We start from the raw sequence: 21,672 nt of genomic DNA, 5'->3' as shown, positions 1-21,672 counted from the left end.
ATGTTTAAACAACACGTGCAAGGCAATCACACTGTATTAAGCCACCCTAAATACACGAGCCAAATTACTCTCGATTGGTTTGATGCAAATTATTGGCAACAACGAAATAAAATTGTGGGCGCTAAAAAGGGCCGAGCAACTGCGTGGTTTTTTAAACAAGACGAATTAACAGCCGTACTTAGGCATTATTGGCGCGGTGGCTTAGTGGGTAAATTGCTAAGCGATCAATATTTATATCCAGGGCTTGAACAAACCCGTGTGTATAAAGAGTTTAGCTTAATGAGTAAACTTATAGAGCTTGGTTTAAACGTACCAACCCCTATTGCAGCTAAAGTAACCCGCAGCGGATTAATTTATCGTGGGGATATTATTACCGAGGCTGTTAAAGGCGCTAAAAGCGTACTCGATATATTAATTGAACGCCCATTGACCGAAGATGAGTTGGAGCGCATAGCTAAAACAATCGCGCTATTTCATTCAAAAGGTGTTTATCACGCCGATTTAAACATTAATAACATTTTGTTTGATGATACTGGTGATGTGTACATTATCGACTTTGATAGAGGTGAAATAAAAATGCCTAATGTGCAGTGGCAACAAAGTAATATGGAACGACTTGAGCGCTCATTTTTAAAAGAACAAGGTCGAAACGAGACATTTAATTGGCACGCGAGTGACTGGCAAACTCTGCACAGCAACTACCTTAAAGCGCTAGCTAATGTATAGCCAATACTAAATACTGCAGAGCAACGTGCTCTGCCTGCACTTGTTTTAGAATATCTGCGTTTTCTACATTTGGCTTATCTGCTAGCACCTGCTTAATGGCATTGGCTAATGCCTCACTTTGTCCAACAGGTACTAAATATTTACTTAGCTCGCCTGTTAATATCTCGCTTGGTCCAAATGTACAATTAGTGCTAACTACGGGGGTGCCCACAGCCAAAGCTTCAACAATTACATTCCCAAACCCTTCAAAATCAGAACTAAGCAATAATGCTTCAGCCTGCTTAATCCAGTTATATGGGTTTTGTTGAAACCCAGGTACTACCAACTGTTTTTCTATGCCATATTGCTGTGCAAGCTTTAACGCTTTTGCAGGTTTATTACATAAAAGAACTAACTTGTATTTTTTATCAAGCTTTGCAAATGCTGAAAATAATATATCGTGGCGCTTTTGTTTGGCGAGCCTTCCTACGTGAATCAAGTAAGGCTCATTGGGAATATTGTTATTTTGCTCATTTGCTTGTTGTTTTATTTTTTCAAAATCGAACGGGTTATAAATTGTCATAATAGCACTTGGGTTAATTAAATCCCCTTGTGTTATTTCTTTTTCAATACCCTTTGATACGCAAATAAGTGATTTACCATTTAAATTTTGCTTACTTTTTTTAAGATATAAGTATGAAAATGGACCTAACTTTTTTTGACGTGCAAGTTCTGCATTAACTGAGTTGTGAATAACAAAATGAACATTTTTGATATTACTACGCGCGAGCAAGTTATTACTTCTATCAAGATTAGAAAGCACTAAATCAATATTGCCCAGCTCGCTTTGTTTTTTTTCAAACCAAGTTTGTAGTGTTAAAATGCTATTTTTACGCTGCCAAAATCGATCTACTTTTGATGCCCTATGTGCGAATAAACTCTCCACGTTAAGTACTTCAGGGATATTATATTCAATAGAGTTAGCAAGAGACAAAATAGTGATTCGGTGCTTTAACTTGGCCATTTCCTCAGCAAGGGTAAGCATTACTTTTTCAGCACCACCACCCACAAGGGAATCAATTACAATCACTATATTCATTAGCGATCCCCTATAAGCATATTTTTTATGCCATTAGTGATCACATCGAAACTATGTGTATTATCAAGTTGGCTATATTTAGCAACGAATTCATTATAGAAAGGCTCGCTAATAACTTGAGCTATTTTCGTAGTGATTTCATCAATATCAAGATTTGCTTTTATGACAACACCTGCATTAACACAATGATCCAAACGTGTATTTTGATCTTTTGAGATAGCACATGCCACAACGGGGGTTTGAACTGCAATTGCTTGCAGTAAAGTATCTCCACCGCTAAGTAATGCGATTTTAGCTTGGCTCATTAATGCCAAAAAATCAGTACTTTGCAGACTTGCTAAACAAGTAACCTCATCACTTTCAGGAATGGCTTTCTTATAATTGGGACCAAACACAACAACTGCTTTTAAACCAGTGTGCTTAGTAATTTTAAGCGCGGCTTTAAAGTAAACATCAGCGCAATTAAGGTTATTTAATACATGTCCGCCTGAGCCAGCATTTACAATAAAATAGCCTTCCGATACTAAGTTATAGCGATTTAAAACATCACGTTTTTGCGCGCAAGAGGCAAATGTAACAAAAGGACCTACATTTCGAGGATGTGCCAAGGGAAACATGTCTAACTTCGTACTTTCAGCCCATGTAAGTGGCTCAATACAATAATCAGGCTGTACAACCCAATGTGTATCAATTAAATTAATTCTGTTAAGTTTTAAGCCTTTAGCACGTTTTTTTGCATGCTGAGAAATGAATATAACTTTAGCGCCTACCTTTTTAGCCGCCTTCATATGCCCTGCACGTCCTGCACAATCAAAAACAACGACATCAGGTTTAAATTGCTCTATAAAGTCGCAAACAAAATCAAGCTCTTTAGTCGCTGAGTGTTCGAGTAGTGTGGCTTCAAAAGGACAATCTTTTGCGTAGCTTGTATGCTTATTTAATATAAAGTGAATATCGAGAGAATCTGCAAGTTCTGCCTGTAAACTTTGAGCCAACAACAACGAGCGCATATATTCACCAATGCCTTCCGGTGATGATACTGGAATAAATAAAAGTCGTTTGTTGCTCATTGCATTCTCAATGTCCTATTTGAGCTCCAGTATATCAATCAGATACTTATTACGATAGACAGGTTACATTTTAATATATTAAATTAACTCTATAAATTTGATTATTTACTGCAATAGCTGACTTAGATTGATAAACTTAGCCGCAATCTTAATCACAAGGATCTGAACTTTGCGAAACAGAATTTTTCTACTTTCTACTCTTTTTTGCGCTATGAGCGCATCAGTTAATGCTGAGCCATGGGTAAAACCCGATGATTATGGTCTAAGAGCTGATATTCAACAATTAGCTGATGCCGGTGTTATTTTAGCTCCTGTAACTACCTATCCGCTTATGTGGAAAAGTTTTATAAGCGATGTGGAAAGTATGCCGCTGGAGCAATTATCTCCAAGCTTACAAGATGCTTTACTTCGCGTTAAACATCGATATAAATCAGAAAATAGTAGCTCACATAGTCTTCAATTATCAGCTTTTGCAGCCACAGATCCAATCATAGCAACAAGCTTTGGTGCAACAAATACTCAAGAAACAGAGCTTTCTGCAGCTTACGCTTATTTAGGCGATAACTTTGCAGCTAAAGTAGCTATAAATTATAGAAAAGACGGTAAAAAGTGTTTAGTTGATGGAAAAACGACTGACGATATAGTTACCAACGAGCAAGCTTTAACCGATTGTAACGATACCTCACTTGATGATAGTTACTTAGCTTACCGTTTAGGTAACTGGATTTTTAGAGCCGGTGCTGTTGAACAATTTTGGGGACCTGGTGTTGATAACAGCTTAATTATGTCAGGTAATGCGAAACCTTTACCTGCACTAAGTGTTACCAGAGAAAAAAGTACTGCTTTCGAGACACCATGGCTGAGCTGGATTGGTCAATGGAGCTTTACTGCACAAATGGCTAAACTTGAGTCTACGCGTGTTATACCTGATGCTTTACTGTGGAGTACTCGTGTTAATTTTCGCCCTATTCAACAGTTAGAAATTGCACTTAGCTGGTCTGCACAATGGGCTGGCGATGGACAACCTAGCTCTGCGGGTGATTTTATTGATGTTATAACTGGCCAAACAACTTGCACAGATGGTAATGACAGCTGTGACAGTCAATTTGAGTCAAAAATAGGTAATCAACTGGCTGGTATTGATATGCGCTGGTCTGATACCTTGTTAACACACCCATATGCAATCTACATTAGCACTATAGGTGAAGACGCAAGCTCTCAATTTAAGCCTTCCGACAGAGCATATCTTTTTGGTATTCAAACAACACAACGCATATACGCTCAGAACATATTAGTAAATGTTGAATATATAGATACTGGTGTTTCATGCCAAGCTGAATCAAAAGTTGAAAATTGTTACTATGAGCATGATGATAAGTTGTCGGCTTATAGATCAGGCTACCGATACCATGGTCGTACAATTGGCTCAACCTACGATAACGATGCACAATCAGTCGTTTTAACTCTGCTAGGTCAGTTATCTAATGGAAACGATTGGCAGGTAAAATTACGTAGTGTTGATTACAACAGCGATAACAGGGACCTTTACCCTAACAACCCAGATTTAGGCAATTCTATTACTAAAACAGGGTTTAACTCTAAGCAATTAGAACTTCGTTACAGAATGCTTTCTATGGGAGGACGCGTCACTTTAGGTGCTTTTGCGTCTAACAACGACGGTGCTGAAAACGATACTTCTGCGTTTGCTAAGTACGAATATAACTTTTAATACGTTACTTTTAATAAAGTAACGTATTAAAAGTAAGAAAGGGATGAAAACAGTGTTTTCATCCCTTTTTTGTATTTTTTAGCAAACTAAATCAGTAATTACTGTTTAATTTTACTAATTACTTTTGATGTTGAGCATCCATCTAAAAATTCAAGCACTTCAACTTTTCCACCATGGCGAAGTACATGCTCAGCACCTGCTATTTGCTCTACGGTATAGTCGCCACCCTTAACTAAAATATCAGGGCTTATTTGCTCAATTAATTTAGCGGGAGTATCGTTTTCATCTAGACTGCCAAACGGAATAACCCAATCAACTGATGAAAGTGCGCTAAGCACCATTGCACGCTCATCTAGTGGGTTAATAGGACGATCTGCTCCCTTTAAGCGCGTAATAGATTCGTCATTATTTAATCCAACAACGAGTCTATCGCCTCGCGCTTTAGCTTGTGCTAAATAACGCACATGCCCAGCATGTAAAATATCAAAGCAGCCATTAGTAAATACAATGGTTTCACCGTTTTGTTTTGCAAATTCAATATGCTGAAGTACATCATCAAATGGTGTTTGGTAATGCTCACCAGTAGTATGTAAATACTGACCAAGCTTACGACTTAACTCTTCTGGCGAAACTGTAGCTGCACCAAATTTACTAACCGCTATACCTGCCGCTAAATTAGCAATTTCGACTGCATCTTTAGGTTCCATGCCCGCACCAAGCATAACCGCGAGTGTAGCTATAACCGTATCACCGGCCCCAGTCACATCGCTTACTTCAAGCTCTTGTGCTGCAAAATCAAACTTTTCATCTGCATTAATTAACGACATACCTTGCTCAGAACGCGTAAGCAACATGGCTTTAATGCCATTTTTGCTAATTAAATCACGCGCACTTGCTGCTAAAGCTTCTTCTGAATCGGTTTGACCACCCGCTAACTTAAACTCATGTAAATTAGGCGTAATGTAATCAGCACCTTCATATAAATGTAAATCTGGCGATTTAGGGTCGATTAAAACCGTTTTTCCGGCGCCCTTAGCAAGGCTTACCATCTCTTTAATTAAGCTTAAAGATCCTTTACTGTAGTCAGAGAACACAATAAAATCGTATTCATCAAGTACAAGCTCTAAACGGTTTAATAAAAGTTGACTGTGTTGCTCGGTAAATGTTTCTTCTAAATCAAGACGAACGAGTTGTTGGTGGCGGCTAATAACACGCATTTTTGAAATAGTCGGTAAATCACATACACTGACTAATTGTGAACTTATTTTTTCACCTTTTAAAATAGTCTCTAAAATCTGCCCGCTTTCGTCTTCACCAATTAAGCCCAGTAAGCCAACTTTTGCATCTAACCGCGCTATATTTTTTGCAACGTTAGCTGCGCCGCCCGCTTTGTCTTCAAATTTACTTACTTTAACAACAGGTACTGGCGCTTCAGGCGAAATTCGACCTGTATCACCATACCAATAACGGTCTAGCATTACGTCGCCAACAACTAATATTCGTGCCGCTGATAAGTTTTTTAATAACGATAAATCCATTACTGCTGCTCCGCAACAACCATATCCATGGCTTCACATAACCAGTGACCTATAAACATGTGAGCTTCTTGGATACGTGCTGTTTCGTCATTTTTTATAATGATAGGTAACTTAGCAATATCTTTTACTTTACCGCCATCACGTCCAGTTAATGCCACTGTAAAAGCACCTAGTTTATTTGCAGCTTCTAATGCTAAATTAATATTATTACTAGTACCTGATGTGGTTAAACCTATAACTAAATCTTCTGGTTTACATAGCGCTTGAACTTGGCGTTCAAACACCGTATCAAAGTGATAATCGTTGCTGTGTGCAGTTAAAATTGATGTGTCTGTAGTCAATGCCATTGAGGCAAGCGGACCACGCTCTAATTTATAACGCACTACAAACTCGGCTGCTAAATGCTGCGCATCGGCTGCACTACCGCCGTTACCAAACCAAACAATCTTGCCACCCGCTTGTAATGCACTGTGACATGCTTCTAACAGTTGCATAGATTCTTGATGATAAGCTTCCATCGTTTCAAATAATGCTTGATGACGGTTTAATGTTTCAACGTAGCTAGCTGCCACTGAATCGATAATTGACATGAAAAATTCCTCTAGGAACTGAAATAGCAGGGAAAAATTAAATCCATTATTCCATAATTTTATTTAATTGTGTGCATTTTATCGGGTTATAACTGAACCCAGACCATATTTTATTGCGAGTATGTTTAGAAAACGGCTATTTCACGGTAAACTAACGCCACTTCCCTTTAAGAATGATCAGTATGGCACGCATTTTTTACTCCTTAGCATTAATTTTTATTAGCCCACTGATTGTATTTTATCTCTATATTTTACGAGGTAAAAAAAACCAAGGCTATCGTGCACACTTTAAAGAGCGCTTTGGGTTTGTCAGTAAGTCTTTATTTACGACTAAAACCAAGCCTTTAGTTTTTCATTGTGCGTCTGTTGGTGAGGTACTTGCCGCAACGCCGCTTATTAAAGCGCTTCAAAAAGCGCATCCAAATTTAAATATACTTATAACCTGTAATACCCCAACAGGCAGAGAGCAAATACTTAACCAATTTAAAAATACTGTTGCGTGTAGCTACTTACCAATTGATTTTCCGTTTGCGACAGCCCGATTTTTAAAGCGTATTAAGCCACAAGCATTATGTATTTTAGAAACCGAGCTATGGCCAAATTTAATGGCGATAAGTCACAAAAAAAATATACCGATACTTGTTATCAATGCAAGACTCTCTGAAAAGTCGCAGCAAGGCTATCAAAAGGTCGCTAAATTAACGCATATTATTATGCGCTCAATTACAGTACTTGCGAGTCATAACAAGGCAGATGCGGGGCGTTTTATAGAGCTTGGTCTCGAAACTTCAAAAAGCTATGTAACAGGCTCTATAAAATTTGATATAACACCAAGTGAAGAGCAATTAGCCAAAGTACTCAACCTTAAACAGCTTTATAGTATTAATAAAAATAGTAGTACTGAACACATCAATGATGAGCGCTTTGTATGGGTTGCAGGCTCAACACATCCTGTAGAACATGAATTAGTATTGGCAGCTCACCAAGAGTTACTAAAAAAACAACCGAATGCATTACTTATAATTGCTCCGCGCCATCCAGAGCAATTTGATAAAGTGGCAGAGCTTTTAACACAAAGCCCACTTAGTTTTAGCCGTCGTAGCCAAAATAACTACAACAATGAACAAGTACTTCTTGCTGATACGCTTGGTGAGTTACAGTGTTTATATGGCGCTGCAAATGTAAGCTTTATTGGTGGCAGCTTAATTCGCAGAGGTGGGCATAACCCACTGGAATCAGCGGCGTTTTCGGTAGGTGTAATAACAGGTCCACACACATATAATTTTGACCATGTTTATCCCGAGCTAATAAAGCTCAAAGGCGCCGTAATGGTTGATAACAACGACGAACTAGCAAAGCAGCTCATAACGTTTAGCCAAAACACAAAAGCATGCCAAACCTTAGGTATTAAAGCCGCGCAATGCGTAGCTAAAAACCAAGGTGCAATACAAAAAACACTTACCATTATTCACCAATATTTAGAGCCAAAACCGTGACCAACATAGCTATAAGCCAAACCCGCGAATGGGTATCATCTGTTATTGTTAAATATAACTTTTGCCCGTTTGCCCGCAAAGAAGTAGAAAATAATTGTATTCATTACATCGTAAGCCCAGCAACGAGCATGGATGACGCCGTAATGGATATGCTTGAGCAATGTGTTGAGCTTGACCGTGAACCAGAGCGCGAAACAACGCTTATCATGTTTGATAACGGCTTTAGTGATTTTGAAGACTTTTTAGACTTGGTCGATTTAGCTAATGCGCTTTTAGTCGCGCAAGGGTTTGAAGGCAAGTATCAAATTGCTAACTTTCATCCTGATTACGTATTTGCCGACAGTGATGAAACCGATGCCGCAAACTACACAAATAGAGCGCCTTTTCCTACTCTGCATTTAATCCGCGAAGCAAGTATGAGCGAAGCGCTTGATAGTTATAACGAGCCTGAATCTATTCCAGAGCATAATATAAACCTAGCAAGGCGTAAGGGTATTGATTTTTGGCAGCAGTTACTCGAAGGCTGTAAAAAACCGAGCGCTTAGAGGCTCGGTTTTATTCTTGATTTTATTCTTAGCTTTAGCAAAGTAAAGCTAGCTGGGATCGCTATTTTTTAACCCAGTTACCATTTACTTCAACGTAATGACCACTTTGGGTTTTTTCAATTGTTTTGGCAGCGGCGAGTGCCTCTACTTGTGAAAGTGACAAGTTATTCTTTTTAGCCAGCTTTAAGTACTGCGCTTTACGCTTTGCATTTATGTCATCAACAACCGCTTTTGCTTCTTCATTTTGTACAACAAGCCCTAAATAACCAGAGCTATCCTCACCGACTAAACCTTGGTTTTTGGCGTCATCAAGGCTAATAGCCCACACAGAGAACGACATACATACAGCGCTAAGTAATGTAATAATATTTAATTTTTTCTTCGTATTCATGTTCTAACTCCTTAAAATAACTCACTGTCGTCACTAAATAAACTGTCGAGTTCTTTGTCTACTTTTACGCGAATTTCGTGATCAACTTTCACATTTAAATTAATTGTAATAGGCTCTTTTGCAGACACCTCAACACGGTGCGTGCAGGCACTTAGTACGCTAATAGCACCCAGCGCGAGCAGTACTTTTATCGATAACGACTGTCTCATTATTAGTTTCCTTTTTGTGAGTATTGTTGCTCAACTTTTTGTGTAATTTCGTCACTTAAACGCAATGCGCGTAAAAGTGTAAATACGTTTTCTTCATGATTGTAGTTAAAGTTAACTTGCTGCTGCTCTGCTTTATTATAACCTTGTAAGTTAACACCGAGTTTTAACCAACCATCACTTTTTAGTGCAACACTACTATTTAGCTTTTGAATATCTAGATTTGTTAATAATCCTAACACAGGTTGCAACTCTTGCTGTTGCTGCATCACCGAATCAAACGCTGCGTTATTAGTAATTTTTAAATTACCTGTGCCTTGGCTAAATAAACTGCCATCAATTATTTCAATTTCACCACTATTAAAGTGGACTGGCAACGCGCCTGCTAAGCGTCCCGTTAATACAATGCCCGACTTATCATCGAGTGTAACGAGTTTACTCGCATCAATATTTTCAAACTTAACATTAGCGACTTGATTTGGCTTCCCTACTGTGTAGGTATCTAACGAAAATTCGCCGCCAAATACATCGCCCGTTATATCGTTTACTAGAGCGCTATTATCGTTAACTTGCCACTGCCCTTTAATATTTTTTACAACAGCACCGGCTCTAAATTCATTTAAATTAAAGGTAGTTGGTTTTACATTAAGCTTACCTGAATTATATTGCCCGCTAAATACGCTATTCAAATCACTCGCAAGGTAATCGTTATAAAGTGCACCTATGTGAGTAACCCCTATATTGAATGAAGCGTTTTGCAAGTTTACATCACCACTAATATAGCCATTAAATTTACCCTCGGTTAATTGCGCAAGTGGTTCAAATTGACTAATAAATGCATTTAATGGCAGCACACCTTGTTCAGGAATAATGACTTCAAACGGATTAGCTTGCGCCGATACATGATGATTTATCACTAACTCGACATCGTTTATAAATGCGTGATGAGTGGCTTTTAGTGCACGGCTTTGTAGCCCATTAGACTCTACTTTTATATTATTAAGTTTTATGTCAGGGCTATTAACAGCCTTTATATTCGTTTTTGCTGTTAACTCGGCAAATAACTCGCCCACGCCTAAATTAGCATTTGCTGTTAATGTGTTACTTATATCCGTTGCTTTAAATTTTTTATATTGTGCGCTTTTAAATTGATGCGTTAATGTTACTTCTGCGTTTAACTGCTTATCCATTTTTGCAGTTAAATCACCTTGGTATTGCACTGCGCTTATATCAAACGCATCTACACTATTGAGCGTTAATTTAGCATTTATAAGCCCAACTGGTTTTGAGTCAATAAACTCACTTATATCAAAGTGACCACCAAGGCTAAGCCCATTCGCTGTTGCAGGAACAAATTCAGGCAAGCTTTCAAGCGCAACCGCGTAATCGCCTTTAATCGTAGTGCCCACTAACTGAGCATTAACGCTGAAATTATTTATATCGGGTGTGCTTATTTGAGCTGATAAATTTGTCTGTACGTTTTCAAGTGGCGATTTAATATTAACTGCTGTATCTGTCATTAAAATATCAAATTGCTTAACGCCCTCACTCACCAAATTAATTGCAGGTAAGCTCAGCTCACTATCCTTTAAGCGAATTGATTGAGGGAGTTTAAGTTGCCAATTTAAAGGAACTTGATTGCTGACAAAACCTGCGTATTCACTCGGTGAAATTAAATTCGCACAACTTGGCGTTAAATTAATTTTGTTATTAAGCAAATCGGTATTAAGCATTAACGCTTGGCTGTTTAAATTAAAATGAGTTGCCAACTTGCCAGTGGTTAATACGTTGGCCTGACATTGCTCATAAGTATGAGTAAACTGGGCACTAATATCGCCATTTAATTTAAGCTCTATACCGTCAAAGCTAAACGCTTGCTGAGTATTAAAATTAACGCAAGCTATTAAGGTGTTTTTAGTGTTTATAACTTGCTTTAAAAGAGTGTCATTTACTGCAAACTGACCACTTACTTTATCAGCAGTCAAAATCGCACTCGCGTTTATATCACCAGTGACATTAAACTGATTTAGTGTGGGTTCCAATATACTTATTTTTAGTGGCTTATTGAGCTGATCACTTTTTACTGCAAGCTGTTTAATGCTGATTAATGGACGGGTTGAAGGAAGCGCTAAATCAAGATTTTTAGCAAGTTGATTAGCATTATCGTTTTTAGGGAAAGGATTAACCGTTAGCACAGCATTTTTAATATCTATACGTTTTATATTTGCAGTAATACCAGTAAGTTGTAACTGTTGATTTTGATAATTCACACACACTTTATCAGCATAGATATTTAGCTCAGACGTAATTGAAAAGTCGAGACAACTTAACGTAATGCCTGCTTTTTTAAGCTCAGGCGCTATAGCCCACTGTAATAAAGGCAAACGAAATACATAACCAAGCAGCAAGATACTTAGCAATATAGCCCCAACAATTAAACCAACTCGTTTAAACATACTATCCTTACATGCTTTGTGCTTTTAACTTGGTGCAAAAAGCATACTAATCAAAAAAGGCTGCACAATGCAGCCTTTTTTATTTTACAGCTAGATTATGAATCTAACTTGTATAAACGCAAATGTAATTAACCTACATTTTTACGTGCATTACGGAACATACGCATCCACGGGCTATCTTCGATCCATTCATCAGGATGCCAAGAGTTAGCAACGCTTCTAAATACGCGTTCTGGATGCGGCATCATTACAGTTGCGCGACCATCAGTAGAGGTAATACCGGTAATACCTTCTGGAGAACCATTCGGGTTAGCTGGGTACTGCGTTGTAGGGTTACCGTAGTTATCTACAAACTTAACCGCTACAGTGCCGCTATTAAGCGCGGCCTTAGTTGCGGCATCGTTTGCAAACTCAGCATGACCTTCACCATGAGAAACCGCAATTGGCATACGTGAGCCAGCCATTCCGTTAAAGAACACAGATGGATTCTCTTGTATTTCAACTAAACTAAAGCGAGCTTCAAAACGCTCTGATTTATTAGTTACAAAACGCGGCCAGTGCTCAGTGCCAGGGATCAACTCTTTTAACGTTGATAACATTTGGCAACCGTTACATACACCTAAGCTAAAGGTATCTTCACGATGGAAGAAGTTTTGGAACTGATCGCGTGCCATGTCGTTAAACAAAATAGACTTAGCCCAACCTTCACCCGCACCAAGTACGTCACCGTAAGAGAAGCCACCACATGCCACTAAACCTTTAAACTGCTCTAGTGTTAAACGACCTTCTAAAATGTCGCTCATGTGTACATCAACGGCTGCAAAACCTGCGCGGTTAAACGCTGCTGCCATTTCTAGGTGAGAGTTAACACCTTGCTCACGTAAAATAGCCATTTGCGGTTTAGCACCGGTTGCAATGTATGGCGCTGCTATGTCTTCGTTTAAATCAAAGTTTAGTTTTACATTTAAGCCAGGATCTTTTACATCAAATTTTGCATCAAACTCTTGCTTAGCACACTCGGGGTTATCACGACGCGCTTGCATTTGATACGTTGTTTCAGCCCAAATAGTACGAAGCTCAGTACGCGTATGATTAAGCACCGTGTTTTCGCCACGGTTAAATATAATCGTATCGTCGCTATTAAGTGTACCGATGTTGTGAGTAATTGCTGCAATACCATGTTGTTCAAACACAACATTTACTGCATCTAAATCACTATTTGCAACTTGAATTACTGCACCTAGCTCTTCGTTATAAAGCGCTTCAATGTCAGAGCCTGTTAAATCTGCTAAATCAACCGTTACACCGGTATGACCCGTAAACGCCATTTCAGCAACCGTGGTAAATAAACCACCGTCTGAACGGTCATGATAAGCAAGTAACTTACTATCAGCCACTAGCGCTTGCATTGCGTTATAAAAGCCTTTTAATAACTCAGGGCTATCAACATCAGGTGTTACATCACCCAATTGCTTATAAACTTGCGCAAGGCTTGATGCGCCCATGCGGTTTTTACCCGCACCTAAATCAACTAATATAAGCGATGTATCGCCTTTATCTGTACGCAGTTCTGGAGTTACTGTTTTACGTACGTCGTCAACACGACCAAATGCCGTTATAACCAATGAAAGCGGCGATGTTACTGATTTTTCTTGTGAGTCACCTTCATCTTTCCATGTCGTTTTCATCGACATAGAATCTTTACCTACTGGAATAGTTAAACCAAGCGCAGGGCAAAGTTCTTCGCCTACGGCTTTAACTGCTTCATACAAGCCCGCATCTTCACCTGGGTGACCCGCTGCTGCCATCCAGTTTGCTGATAACTTAATATTTTCAAGGCTACCAATGTTTGCACAGGCAATATTAGTTAACGATTCAGCCACCGCTAAACGAGCAGATGCACCGTAATTAAGTAATGCAGCAGGAGTACGCTCACCAAGTGACATAGCTTCACCGTGATAAGTGTCATACGTTGCCGCAGTTACTGCACAGTTAGCAACAGGTACTTGCCAAGGACCGACCATTTGATCGCGCGCCACTAAGCCAGTAACTGAGCGATCGCCGATTGTTATTAGGAATGTTTTTTCTGCAATGGCTGGTAAACGCATTAAGCGCTGCGCTGCATCGGCTGCATTTATTAATGTAGTATCAAGCGCTTTACCAACAACTTGCTTTGACGTTACATCGCGGTGCATTTTAGGTGCTTTACCTAATAATACGTCCAGCGGTAAATCAACGGGGTCATTTTTAAAGTGACTGTCTGACACGGTTAAGTGAGGTTCAGCGGTTGCTTCACCAATAACTGCGTACTGAGCGCGTTCGCGCTTACAAATTGCTTCAAAGCGATCAAAGTCTTCTACGCCAACAGCGAGTACATAACGTTCTTGTGATTCATTACACCAAATTTCGTGTGGTGCCATGCCTGGCTCATCGTTAGGGATGCTGCGTAATTGGAACTTACCACCACGTCCACCATCGTTAACAAGCTCAGGAAACGCATTTGATAAACCGCCAGCGCCTACATCGTGGATGAATGCAATTGGGTTTTCGTCACCTAGCTGCCAACATTTATCGATAACTTCTTGGCAACGACGTTCCATTTCTGGGTTTTCGCGTTGTACAGAAGCAAAATCTAAATCTTCGTTTGATTGACCTGAAGCCATGCTTGATGCAGCACCACCGCCTAAACCAATGTTCATTGCAGGTCCGCCTAGCGCAATTAATTTAGCGCCAACAGGTATATCCCCTTTTTGAACATGATCAGAGCGAATATTACCTAAACCGCCAGCAAGCATAATTGGTTTATGGTAACCACGTACTTCTTCGCCGTTATGGCTTGTTACTTTTTCTTCGTAAGTACGGAAGTAACCTAGTAAATTAGGACGACCAAACTCATTATTAAATGCAGCGCCGCCCAGTGGACCTTCTGTCATAATATCAAGCGCGTTAACAATACGACTCGGCTTACCAAAATCGCTTTCCCATGGTTGCTCGTAACCTGGAATACGTAAGTTTGATACCGTAAAGCCAACTAAACCAGCTTTTGGTTTAGAGCCACGACCTGTTGCGCCTTCATCGCGAATCTCACCGCCAGAGCCCGTAGCTGCACCAGAGAATGGCGCAATAGCTGTTGGATGGTTATGAGTTTCAACTTTCATTAATATTTCAATGTCTTCTTGATGATACGCATATTCACCTTGCGCATTTGGGAAGAAGCGACCCGCTTTTGAGCCTTTCATTACTGCCGCGTTATCTTTATACGCCGACAATACATTTTCAGGATTTAGCTCAAAGGTATTTTTAATCATTTTAAACAGCGATTTTGGCTGCTCTTTTCCATCGATTGTCCAGTCAGCATTAAATATTTTATGGCGACAATGCTCTGAGTTTGCCTGTGCAAACATAAACAATTCGATATCATTAGGGTTACGTCCTAACTTTATAAAGTTTTCTACCAAGTAATCTATTTCGTCATCAGCAAGGGCAAAACCTTGCTCAACATTGGCTATTGCTAATGCTTCGCGTCCGCCACCTAAAATATCAACAGACGACATTTGGCGCGGTACATCACTGCGAAACAGTTGTGCAGCATCTTCAAGCTCACTATGCGTGGCTTCGGTCATACGGTCGTGTAATAACGCAATTACTTGTGCAAGTTGTTCTGCGTTTAAGTCACCTTCAACATAATAAGCAATACCGCGTTCAACACGGTGAACCTGTTTTAAACCACAGTTATGGGCAATATCGGTTGCTTTAGATGCCCAAGGTGAAATGGTACCTGGGCGAGGTGTAACAAGTACAAGTTTGCCGGCTGGGGTATGCTCAGCAATAGTTGGACCGTAAGTTAATAGTTTTTCAAGCTTGGTTTGCTCGGAGCTACTCAACGGCGATGTTAAATCGGCAAAGTGAGCATACTCGGCGTATACGTTAGTGACTGGAAGTTGCGATTGTTGGCAACGCGCTAAAATTTTATTAACTCTGAACTCTGACAGTGCTGGTGCACCACGAAGGATCAACATAGGTAATTTCATCCGGGGTTAGGGATTGAACGATATTTTAGGCACGCATTATAGTCCAATTAGCATTCAGATTTAACTCAAAATTACGCTTTTCATAAAATTAACTTTTTAGCTTTATTTATAGCCTCTTTTGGTTAATAAAATAAAAGGTAAAGTGACGCGATGGCTTAGTTTTGCTATAACGGTGACTGGCGAGCTTAAGGGGCACTCAATGTTCAAAGAAAAACTAATAATAATCATTACTTTAGTTATGCTGTTATGTGCATGCGATATGCAAGAGCAGCCAACTCAACTCGCCCAAATAAAAGAACACAATAAAATACGTGTGGGTACCCTTGCGAGTGCTAGTAATTATTATCAAGCCGTTCAAGGTGAGCAAGGCTTTGAATATGAGTTATCTCAAGCCTTCGCTGAATATTTAGGTGTAGAGCTTGAAATAGTCCCTTTCTTTAACTTATCTGACATGTTTGAACGCCTTGAAAGCGGTGATTTAGACTTAATAGCGTCAGGACTTACCTATAATAAAACCCGTGCAGAGCAATACCGCTTTGGGCCAACTTACAGAACAATTAGCCAAAAATTAGTTTATAAGCAAGGTCGCGTTCGTCCTCGAGAGTTTGACGATTTAGACGGTAACTTTACTGTTATAGCTAAAAGTAGCCACTCGCTTACTCTACAAAAAATGAAGAAGAACAATCCAGACCTTACCTGGATAGAGAGCGAAGAGTTTGATGAAGAAGAATTACTTCAAGCGGTTATTGATGGCGAGATAGATTACACCCTAGCCGATACACATACATTATCGTTGTTTCGCCGTTATCACCCCAATTTAAGCATCGGTTTTTCAGTTAGCCATAACGACCCTATTGCATGGATACTCAATAAATCAGATGACGACTCTTTATATGCGTTATTGGTGCCATTTTTTGGTGACGTTAAGCAAAGTAACCAGCTCTACGTACTCGAAGAAAAGTATTTTGGTCACGTACGCCAATTTAATTATGTAAATACCCTTGCTTATATCGAAGCAATTAAAGAAACCTTACCAACATACCAGCCATGGTTTGAACAATATGCAGGTAGCCTTGACTGGCGATTATTAGCAGCACTAAGCTATCAAGAATCTATGTGGAATCCTCGCGCTAAATCACCAACAGGTGTGCGCGGCATCATGATGCTAACTCGCAGTACAGCCAAACAAGTGGGTGTTACTAACCGATTAGAGCCAGAGCAAAACATTCGTGGTGGCGCTAAATACTTAAGCAAGCTTATTAAACGCATTCCTGACCGTATCCCGCAGCCCGACCGTACATGGCTTGCTCTGGCCGGATATAATGTAGGTTGGGGACATGTTAACGACGCACGTATAATTACCGAGCAACAAGGTGCAAGCCCTGACAAATGGGCTGATGTAAAAAAACGCCTACCACTATTAATTAAAAAGCGCTATTACCGTAAAACTCGCTACGGTTATGCCCGAGGCGATGTAGCTGTTAAATATGTTGATAATATTCGTCGCTATTACGATGCACTTGTTTGGCTAGATGAAAATGATGCTATTGCTGCAGAGCCTGAGCCAAAACCAATTACAGAGTTGAGCACTGATACTGAGCTAAAGCTAAAGCTAAACGAAAAAAGTGAAGTGAAAAGTGAAGTAAAAAGTAAGGCAGATGAAGCTCAAACAGAAAAACAACAACCTATAATCGAACCCGAACAGTCGAGTGAAAACAATGGCTAAGATTAATATAAGTACCCGTTTATTGAGTATGTCAGTAAGCAAAATTTAAGTAAATTAAATATCTGTTTACTTGTCACCAAATGATCACTAATGTGTGTTAATTGTATATTATTATTTTATAAGATATACCCGTGCCTTTCTCACTCTTGCATTAGGAGAAAACATGCTAAAACGTAGACGCACACAAAGATTAAAACGCAATGTCATTTATTCAACGGCCACACGTCGTCGTGTTATGTTGCGAAAACTACACAAAAAAATCATCTGGCGTCGCCGAATGTTTGCTATGCAGCAAATGGCCGAATCAGAAATAGAGCCAATCGCTAGTTAACTCTAGTTAGGCTTATTTATTTGTTCATCACGAGCAGCTTTCTTAGCTGCTTTAATTTGCGCTCTTCTACGTTTAAAAAAATTCGAAATAGTATCACCGCACAGCTGTGCCAAAACACCACCGCACACCTCAACTTGATGATTTAACTTAGGCTCTTGTAATAAATTCATAATTGAACCCGCAGACCCTGTTTTAGCATCGACTGCTCCAAATACTAAACGCTTTATTCTGCTATGCACTAACAATCCCGCACACATAGAACATGGCTCTAACGTTACGTATAGGGTGCAATCAATTAAGCGGTAATTGTTAAGGACTTTTCCAGCTTCTCGCACTGCAATCATTTCGGCATGGGCAGATGGGTCATTATCCGTTATTGAGCGGTTATACCCGACTGAAACTAGCTGGTTATCTTTGACTACAATTGCTCCAACCGGAATTTCATCAAGCAGCTCTGCTTGCTTTGCATACAAAAGCGCTTGTTCCATCCAGTAGGAATCATCAAATGGTTCGTTCATTATTTCTACTTAAATAACCTTTTATACTGTAATTATACCTAGTTAGCACTCTAAAGTGCGCCATTCATTACTTTATTCCAAAAATAAAACAATATTTACCCGTTTGTAATGGCTCACTCGTGCTGATTTACGCTATAATCTCACGCTTTTTTTATTTAGCTCACAACACGGGTAGCAAATGAAATTTCCTGGACGCCGCAGGCATAAACATTATTTTCCAGTGGAAGCCAAAGATCCACTTACCAATCAACTTAACGCAACAGAGCGATTACAACGTAGTTATATTACGGGTATCGATCAGATCGTTGTTGATATAGAGGCAAAAGTTGATCAAGCTTTCCTTGACGAATTTCAACTACGTAGAGGGATGTCGCAAGTTATTGATAGCGATACAACAAACGCCTTATACGATCGTTTAAAATTAAACAATATGGTTGATTTTGAGTTTGCCGGTGGAACCATTGGTAACACTATGCACAACTACTCTGTACTTGCAGATGATCGCTCAGTTTTATTAGGCGTAATGAGCGAAAATATAAAAATAGGTAGCTACGCTTACCGTTTTTTATGTAATACCTCAAGCCGTGTAGACTTAAACTACCTTCAACCAGTTGATGGGCCTGTAGGGCGTTGTTTTACATTAATTGATGAAACCGGTGAGCGTACTTTTGCAATAAGTGCAGGCCTAATGAATCACTTACGTCCTGAATCTATCGATAAAGACCTTATTGAGAATTCATCAGCGTTAGTGATTAGTGCCTATCTTATGCGTACTCAAGGTAGCGAAACAATGACTGAAGCCACTATGCAAGCGGTAAAATACGCTAATGACGCAGGTGTGCCAGTTGTGCTAACACTCGGTACTAAGTTCTTAATTGAACAAGACCCTACTTGGTGGGCAAACTTTGTTGAAAAGCATGTTGATATTCTTGCTATGAACGAAGAAGAAGGTTTAGCTATTACAGGTTTTGAAGATCCTCTTCTAGCTGCTGATAAAGCACTTGATTGGGTAGACTTAGTTATTTGTACCGCTGGCGAAAAAGGCTTATTTATGGCCGGCTACGTAGACGAAAGCTTAAAGCGTGAAACCGAATACCCGTTACTACCAGGCGCCATACCTGATTTTAACCGTTACGAATTCTCACGAGCTATGCGTAAAGATGAGTGTGATGAACCTATCAGAGCATACAGTCATACGGCCCCATTTATGGGTGGACCTGATTCAATAAAAAACACCAATGGTGCAGGTGACTGCGCACTTGCGGCTGTACTACATGATTTGTCAGCGAATGTTTACCATAAGCTTAATGTGGCAAACTCAGCTAAACATCAGCAACAAGCTATTACTTACTCGTCACTATCGCAAATTAGTAAATATGCTAACCGAGCGAGCTATGAAGTATTAGTTCAGCACTCTCCGCGTTTATCTCGTGGTTTACCTGAACGTGAAGATTGTTTAGAACAAGTTTATTGGGAACAATAAATAACGGTGGGAGCAATTATTGCTCCCTATCGATTTCCTAAAAAATAGAAATATCGAGCTTTTTAGATAGCAGTTCTAATGCTGCTATTCCTGCAACGGAGTTACCAAACGAATTAAGCCCCGGAGAATAAACAGCTACAGTAAACTTATTTGGTAGTACAGCTAAAATAGTTCCTGACACTCCCGACTTACCTGGCATGCCCACTCTGTAACCAAAATCACCCGCAGCATCATATAAACCACTCGTGAATAAAAGCGAATTAAGCTGTTTATTCTGACGACTACTTAAAACACGATTGCCCGATCGATTATCAACACCTTTATTAGCTAAAAAATTATAAGCTTTTGCTAATTCAATACAGTTGAGCTCAATAGAACAAAAGTTAAAGTAAGCCCACAAAACATCATCAACTTCGTTTTCAAAATTACCAAACGACTTCATTAAATGTGCCATAGCAGCATTTCGGTGCCTGAACTCATACTCTGAATTAGCGACTTTTTTATCAATTACTATGCCTCTATTACCAGCTAATAACCTGAAAGTTTCGAGCATAGAATGCATTGGCGCAGATAAGCGGCTGTATAACGCATCACACGTTACAATTGCGCCTGCATTGATGAATGGGTTACGAGGAATCCCCTTTTCAAACTCAAGCTGTGTAAGCGAGTTAAAGGCTGTACCTGAGGGTTCCTTTCCGACTCTGTGCCAAAGTTCATCACCATAACGCTGTAGTGCCATAGTAAGTGTCATAACTTTAGAAACTGATTGAATAGTGAAGCGTTGAGAACAATCCCCCGCACATACAGTTTCACCATCAGTTGTATAAATAGCGATAGAAAATTGTTCTGGATCAACCTCGGCAAGCGCCGGTATATAATCAGCTACTTTCCCTTGTGATAATAAAGGGCGTACTTCATGTGCTATTTCATCAAGCACCTTTTGGTAATCAGCTGTAGGCAATCTAGACCTCTATATCGTCATTTATAAAAATTGGATTTTAACACGCGCTATTAGGTGCACCTAGTTTTGTTGTCGAATTTAACGGTGAGATTTTACTAAATTTAAATAGAAAAAAACGTCACATTACTGTATCTGGTTTCTCTTAATTAAATCCTGGTAATGTCATGATGCCCACTGCGGTGGAGAGTCACAGTGCAAATGCTACGAACTCATTGTCGAGCAGAGGTTTTTATGATTTTAGCGTCGGGAGTCGCTACGCTCGCCCGACCTACGTGATAGGTGTTGATGTGAGTGGGTGTTAATTGCGCGTACTTCACTTTTCTGCAGACATAAAAAAGCCCGAATCTTAAATTCGAGCGCTCTACAATGTGAAGTCGGTGCGCTACGCAGTAGGATGTCGTAGTGCCTACAGCGGTAGAGAATCACAGTGAAATACTACACTATTATTAATCGTATCATCTCTTAGTATGCTGAGTTTTACTAATTTCAAAAAGCAAAAAACCCGTTACATTGCTGTAACGGGTTTCTCTTAATTAAATCCTGGTAATGTCCTACTTTCACATAGCAAATGCTACACTATCATCGGCGCTGTTTCGTTTCACTACTGAGTTCGGCATGGAGTCAGGTGGGTCCAAAACGCTATTGTCACCAAGAAAATTCTTTTCAATTTTCTTATTTTTAATTATTAAGATTAAAGTCCTTCGACTGAATTTGAAGCCTGGTAATGTCCTACTTTCACATAGCAAATGCTACACTATCATCGGCGCTGTTTCGTTTCACTACTGAGTTCGGCATGG

The 21,672-nt window shown here is 39.6% G+C and carries 17 protein-coding genes and 1 rRNA gene; 7 read left to right on the top strand and 11 right to left on the bottom strand.

What is annotated here, in order from left to right; genetic code table 11:
- Positions 1-726, top strand: coding sequence for a 3-deoxy-D-manno-octulosonic acid kinase (locus GQR52_RS18480; protein WP_165729388.1), 726 nt, complete (start codon positions 1-3; stop codon positions 724-726).
- On the opposite strand, the gene GQR52_RS18475 is transcribed toward GQR52_RS18480, so the two are convergent.
- Positions 716-1,804 (bottom strand): glycosyltransferase, encoded by a 1,089-nt coding sequence (locus GQR52_RS18475; RefSeq protein ID WP_165729387.1) that lies wholly within the window; start codon positions 1,802-1,804, stop codon positions 716-718. The genes GQR52_RS18480 and GQR52_RS18475 overlap by 11 nt on opposite strands.
- Positions 1,804-2,874, bottom strand: a complete 1,071-nt coding sequence (locus GQR52_RS18470) for a glycosyltransferase family 1 protein (RefSeq protein WP_165729386.1) — start codon at positions 2,872-2,874, stop codon at positions 1,804-1,806. The genes GQR52_RS18475 and GQR52_RS18470 overlap by 1 nt, the downstream gene beginning before the upstream one ends.
- A 211-nt stretch (positions 2,875-3,085) precedes the next feature.
- Between GQR52_RS18470 and GQR52_RS18465 the strand changes: the two genes are divergently transcribed.
- Positions 3,086-4,603: a capsule assembly Wzi family protein gene (locus GQR52_RS18465; RefSeq protein ID WP_165729398.1), complete on the top strand. Its 1,518-nt coding sequence runs from the start codon at positions 3,086-3,088 to the stop codon at positions 4,601-4,603.
- A 98-nt stretch (positions 4,604-4,701) separates the two neighbouring features.
- On the opposite strand, the gene hldE is transcribed toward GQR52_RS18465, so the two are convergent.
- Entirely contained in the window at positions 4,702-6,141 is a 1,440-nt protein-coding gene (hldE, locus tag GQR52_RS18460) for a bifunctional D-glycero-beta-D-manno-heptose-7-phosphate kinase/D-glycero-beta-D-manno-heptose 1-phosphate adenylyltransferase HldE (protein ID WP_165729385.1), read from the bottom strand.
- Complete coding sequence (locus tag GQR52_RS18455; RefSeq protein WP_024611243.1) at positions 6,141-6,731, bottom strand: SIS domain-containing protein; 591 nt, start codon at positions 6,729-6,731, stop codon at positions 6,141-6,143. The genes hldE and GQR52_RS18455 overlap by 1 nt, the downstream gene beginning before the upstream one ends.
- A 182-nt stretch (positions 6,732-6,913) precedes the next feature.
- Here GQR52_RS18455 and waaA point away from each other — a divergent pair, with 182 nt between their 5' ends.
- A complete protein-coding gene (gene waaA / locus GQR52_RS18450; RefSeq protein WP_165729384.1) occupies positions 6,914-8,227 on the top strand; it encodes a lipid IV(A) 3-deoxy-D-manno-octulosonic acid transferase in 1,314 nt (437 codons plus the stop codon).
- The gene (locus GQR52_RS18445) at positions 8,224-8,772 is read left to right on the top strand and encodes a DUF1415 domain-containing protein (RefSeq protein ID WP_165729383.1); all 549 of its coding nucleotides are present in this window, start codon (positions 8,224-8,226) and stop codon (positions 8,770-8,772) included. The genes waaA and GQR52_RS18445 overlap by 4 nt, the downstream gene beginning before the upstream one ends.
- Before the next feature lie 61 nt (positions 8,773-8,833).
- Here GQR52_RS18445 and GQR52_RS18440 read toward each other — a convergent pair whose 3' ends face one another.
- The 4 genes from GQR52_RS18440 to purL all read right to left on the bottom strand — a co-directional run bounded on the left by GQR52_RS18440 (position 8,834) and on the right by purL (position 15,844).
- The gene (locus GQR52_RS18440; RefSeq protein ID WP_165729382.1) at positions 8,834-9,163 is read right to left on the bottom strand and encodes a YdbL family protein; all 330 of its coding nucleotides are present in this window, start codon (positions 9,161-9,163) and stop codon (positions 8,834-8,836) included.
- A gap of 11 nt (positions 9,164-9,174) precedes the next feature.
- On the bottom strand, positions 9,175-9,372 hold the full coding sequence (locus GQR52_RS18435) for a YnbE family lipoprotein (protein WP_165729381.1): 198 nt from the start codon (positions 9,370-9,372) through the stop codon (positions 9,175-9,177).
- 2 nt (positions 9,373-9,374) lie between these two features.
- Positions 9,375-11,825 (bottom strand): YdbH domain-containing protein, encoded by a 2,451-nt coding sequence (locus tag GQR52_RS18430; RefSeq protein ID WP_165729380.1) that lies wholly within the window; start codon positions 11,823-11,825, stop codon positions 9,375-9,377.
- Between the two features lie 128 nt (positions 11,826-11,953).
- The gene (gene purL / locus GQR52_RS18425; RefSeq protein ID WP_165729379.1) at positions 11,954-15,844 is read right to left on the bottom strand and encodes a phosphoribosylformylglycinamidine synthase; all 3,891 of its coding nucleotides are present in this window, start codon (positions 15,842-15,844) and stop codon (positions 11,954-11,956) included.
- 211 nt (positions 15,845-16,055) lie between these two features.
- Between purL and mltF the strand changes: the two genes are divergently transcribed.
- Positions 16,056-17,582, top strand: a complete 1,527-nt coding sequence (gene mltF, locus GQR52_RS18420; protein WP_165729378.1) for a membrane-bound lytic murein transglycosylase MltF — start codon at positions 16,056-16,058, stop codon at positions 17,580-17,582.
- Positions 17,583-17,745: 163 nt separating this feature from the next.
- Positions 17,746-17,913: a hypothetical protein gene (locus tag GQR52_RS18415; protein WP_007584688.1), complete on the top strand. Its 168-nt coding sequence runs from the start codon at positions 17,746-17,748 to the stop codon at positions 17,911-17,913.
- A 2-nt stretch (positions 17,914-17,915) separates the two neighbouring features.
- Here GQR52_RS18415 and tadA read toward each other — a convergent pair whose 3' ends face one another.
- A complete protein-coding gene (gene tadA / locus GQR52_RS18410) occupies positions 17,916-18,431 on the bottom strand; it encodes a tRNA adenosine(34) deaminase TadA (protein WP_101162827.1) in 516 nt (171 codons plus the stop codon).
- Between the two features lie 178 nt (positions 18,432-18,609).
- On the opposite strand from tadA, the gene GQR52_RS18405 reads away from it, so the two are divergent.
- Positions 18,610-19,914, top strand: coding sequence for an inosine/guanosine kinase (locus tag GQR52_RS18405; protein WP_010554383.1), 1,305 nt, complete (start codon positions 18,610-18,612; stop codon positions 19,912-19,914).
- 37 nt (positions 19,915-19,951) lie between these two features.
- Here GQR52_RS18405 and glsB read toward each other — a convergent pair whose 3' ends face one another.
- The gene (gene glsB / locus GQR52_RS18400; protein WP_007584683.1) at positions 19,952-20,875 is read right to left on the bottom strand and encodes a glutaminase B; all 924 of its coding nucleotides are present in this window, start codon (positions 20,873-20,875) and stop codon (positions 19,952-19,954) included.
- Positions 20,876-21,413: 538 nt separating this feature from the next.
- A 5S ribosomal RNA gene (gene rrf, locus GQR52_RS18395) occupies positions 21,414-21,528 on the bottom strand.
- Positions 21,529-21,672: the final 144 nt, after the last annotated feature.

Origin of the sequence: Pseudoalteromonas sp. 31A1 (assembly GCF_011378815.1) — a bacterium.
GTDB lineage: Bacteria > Pseudomonadota > Gammaproteobacteria > Enterobacterales > Alteromonadaceae > Pseudoalteromonas > Pseudoalteromonas arctica.
This window is presented reverse-complemented; position numbering and strand designations above follow the sequence as displayed.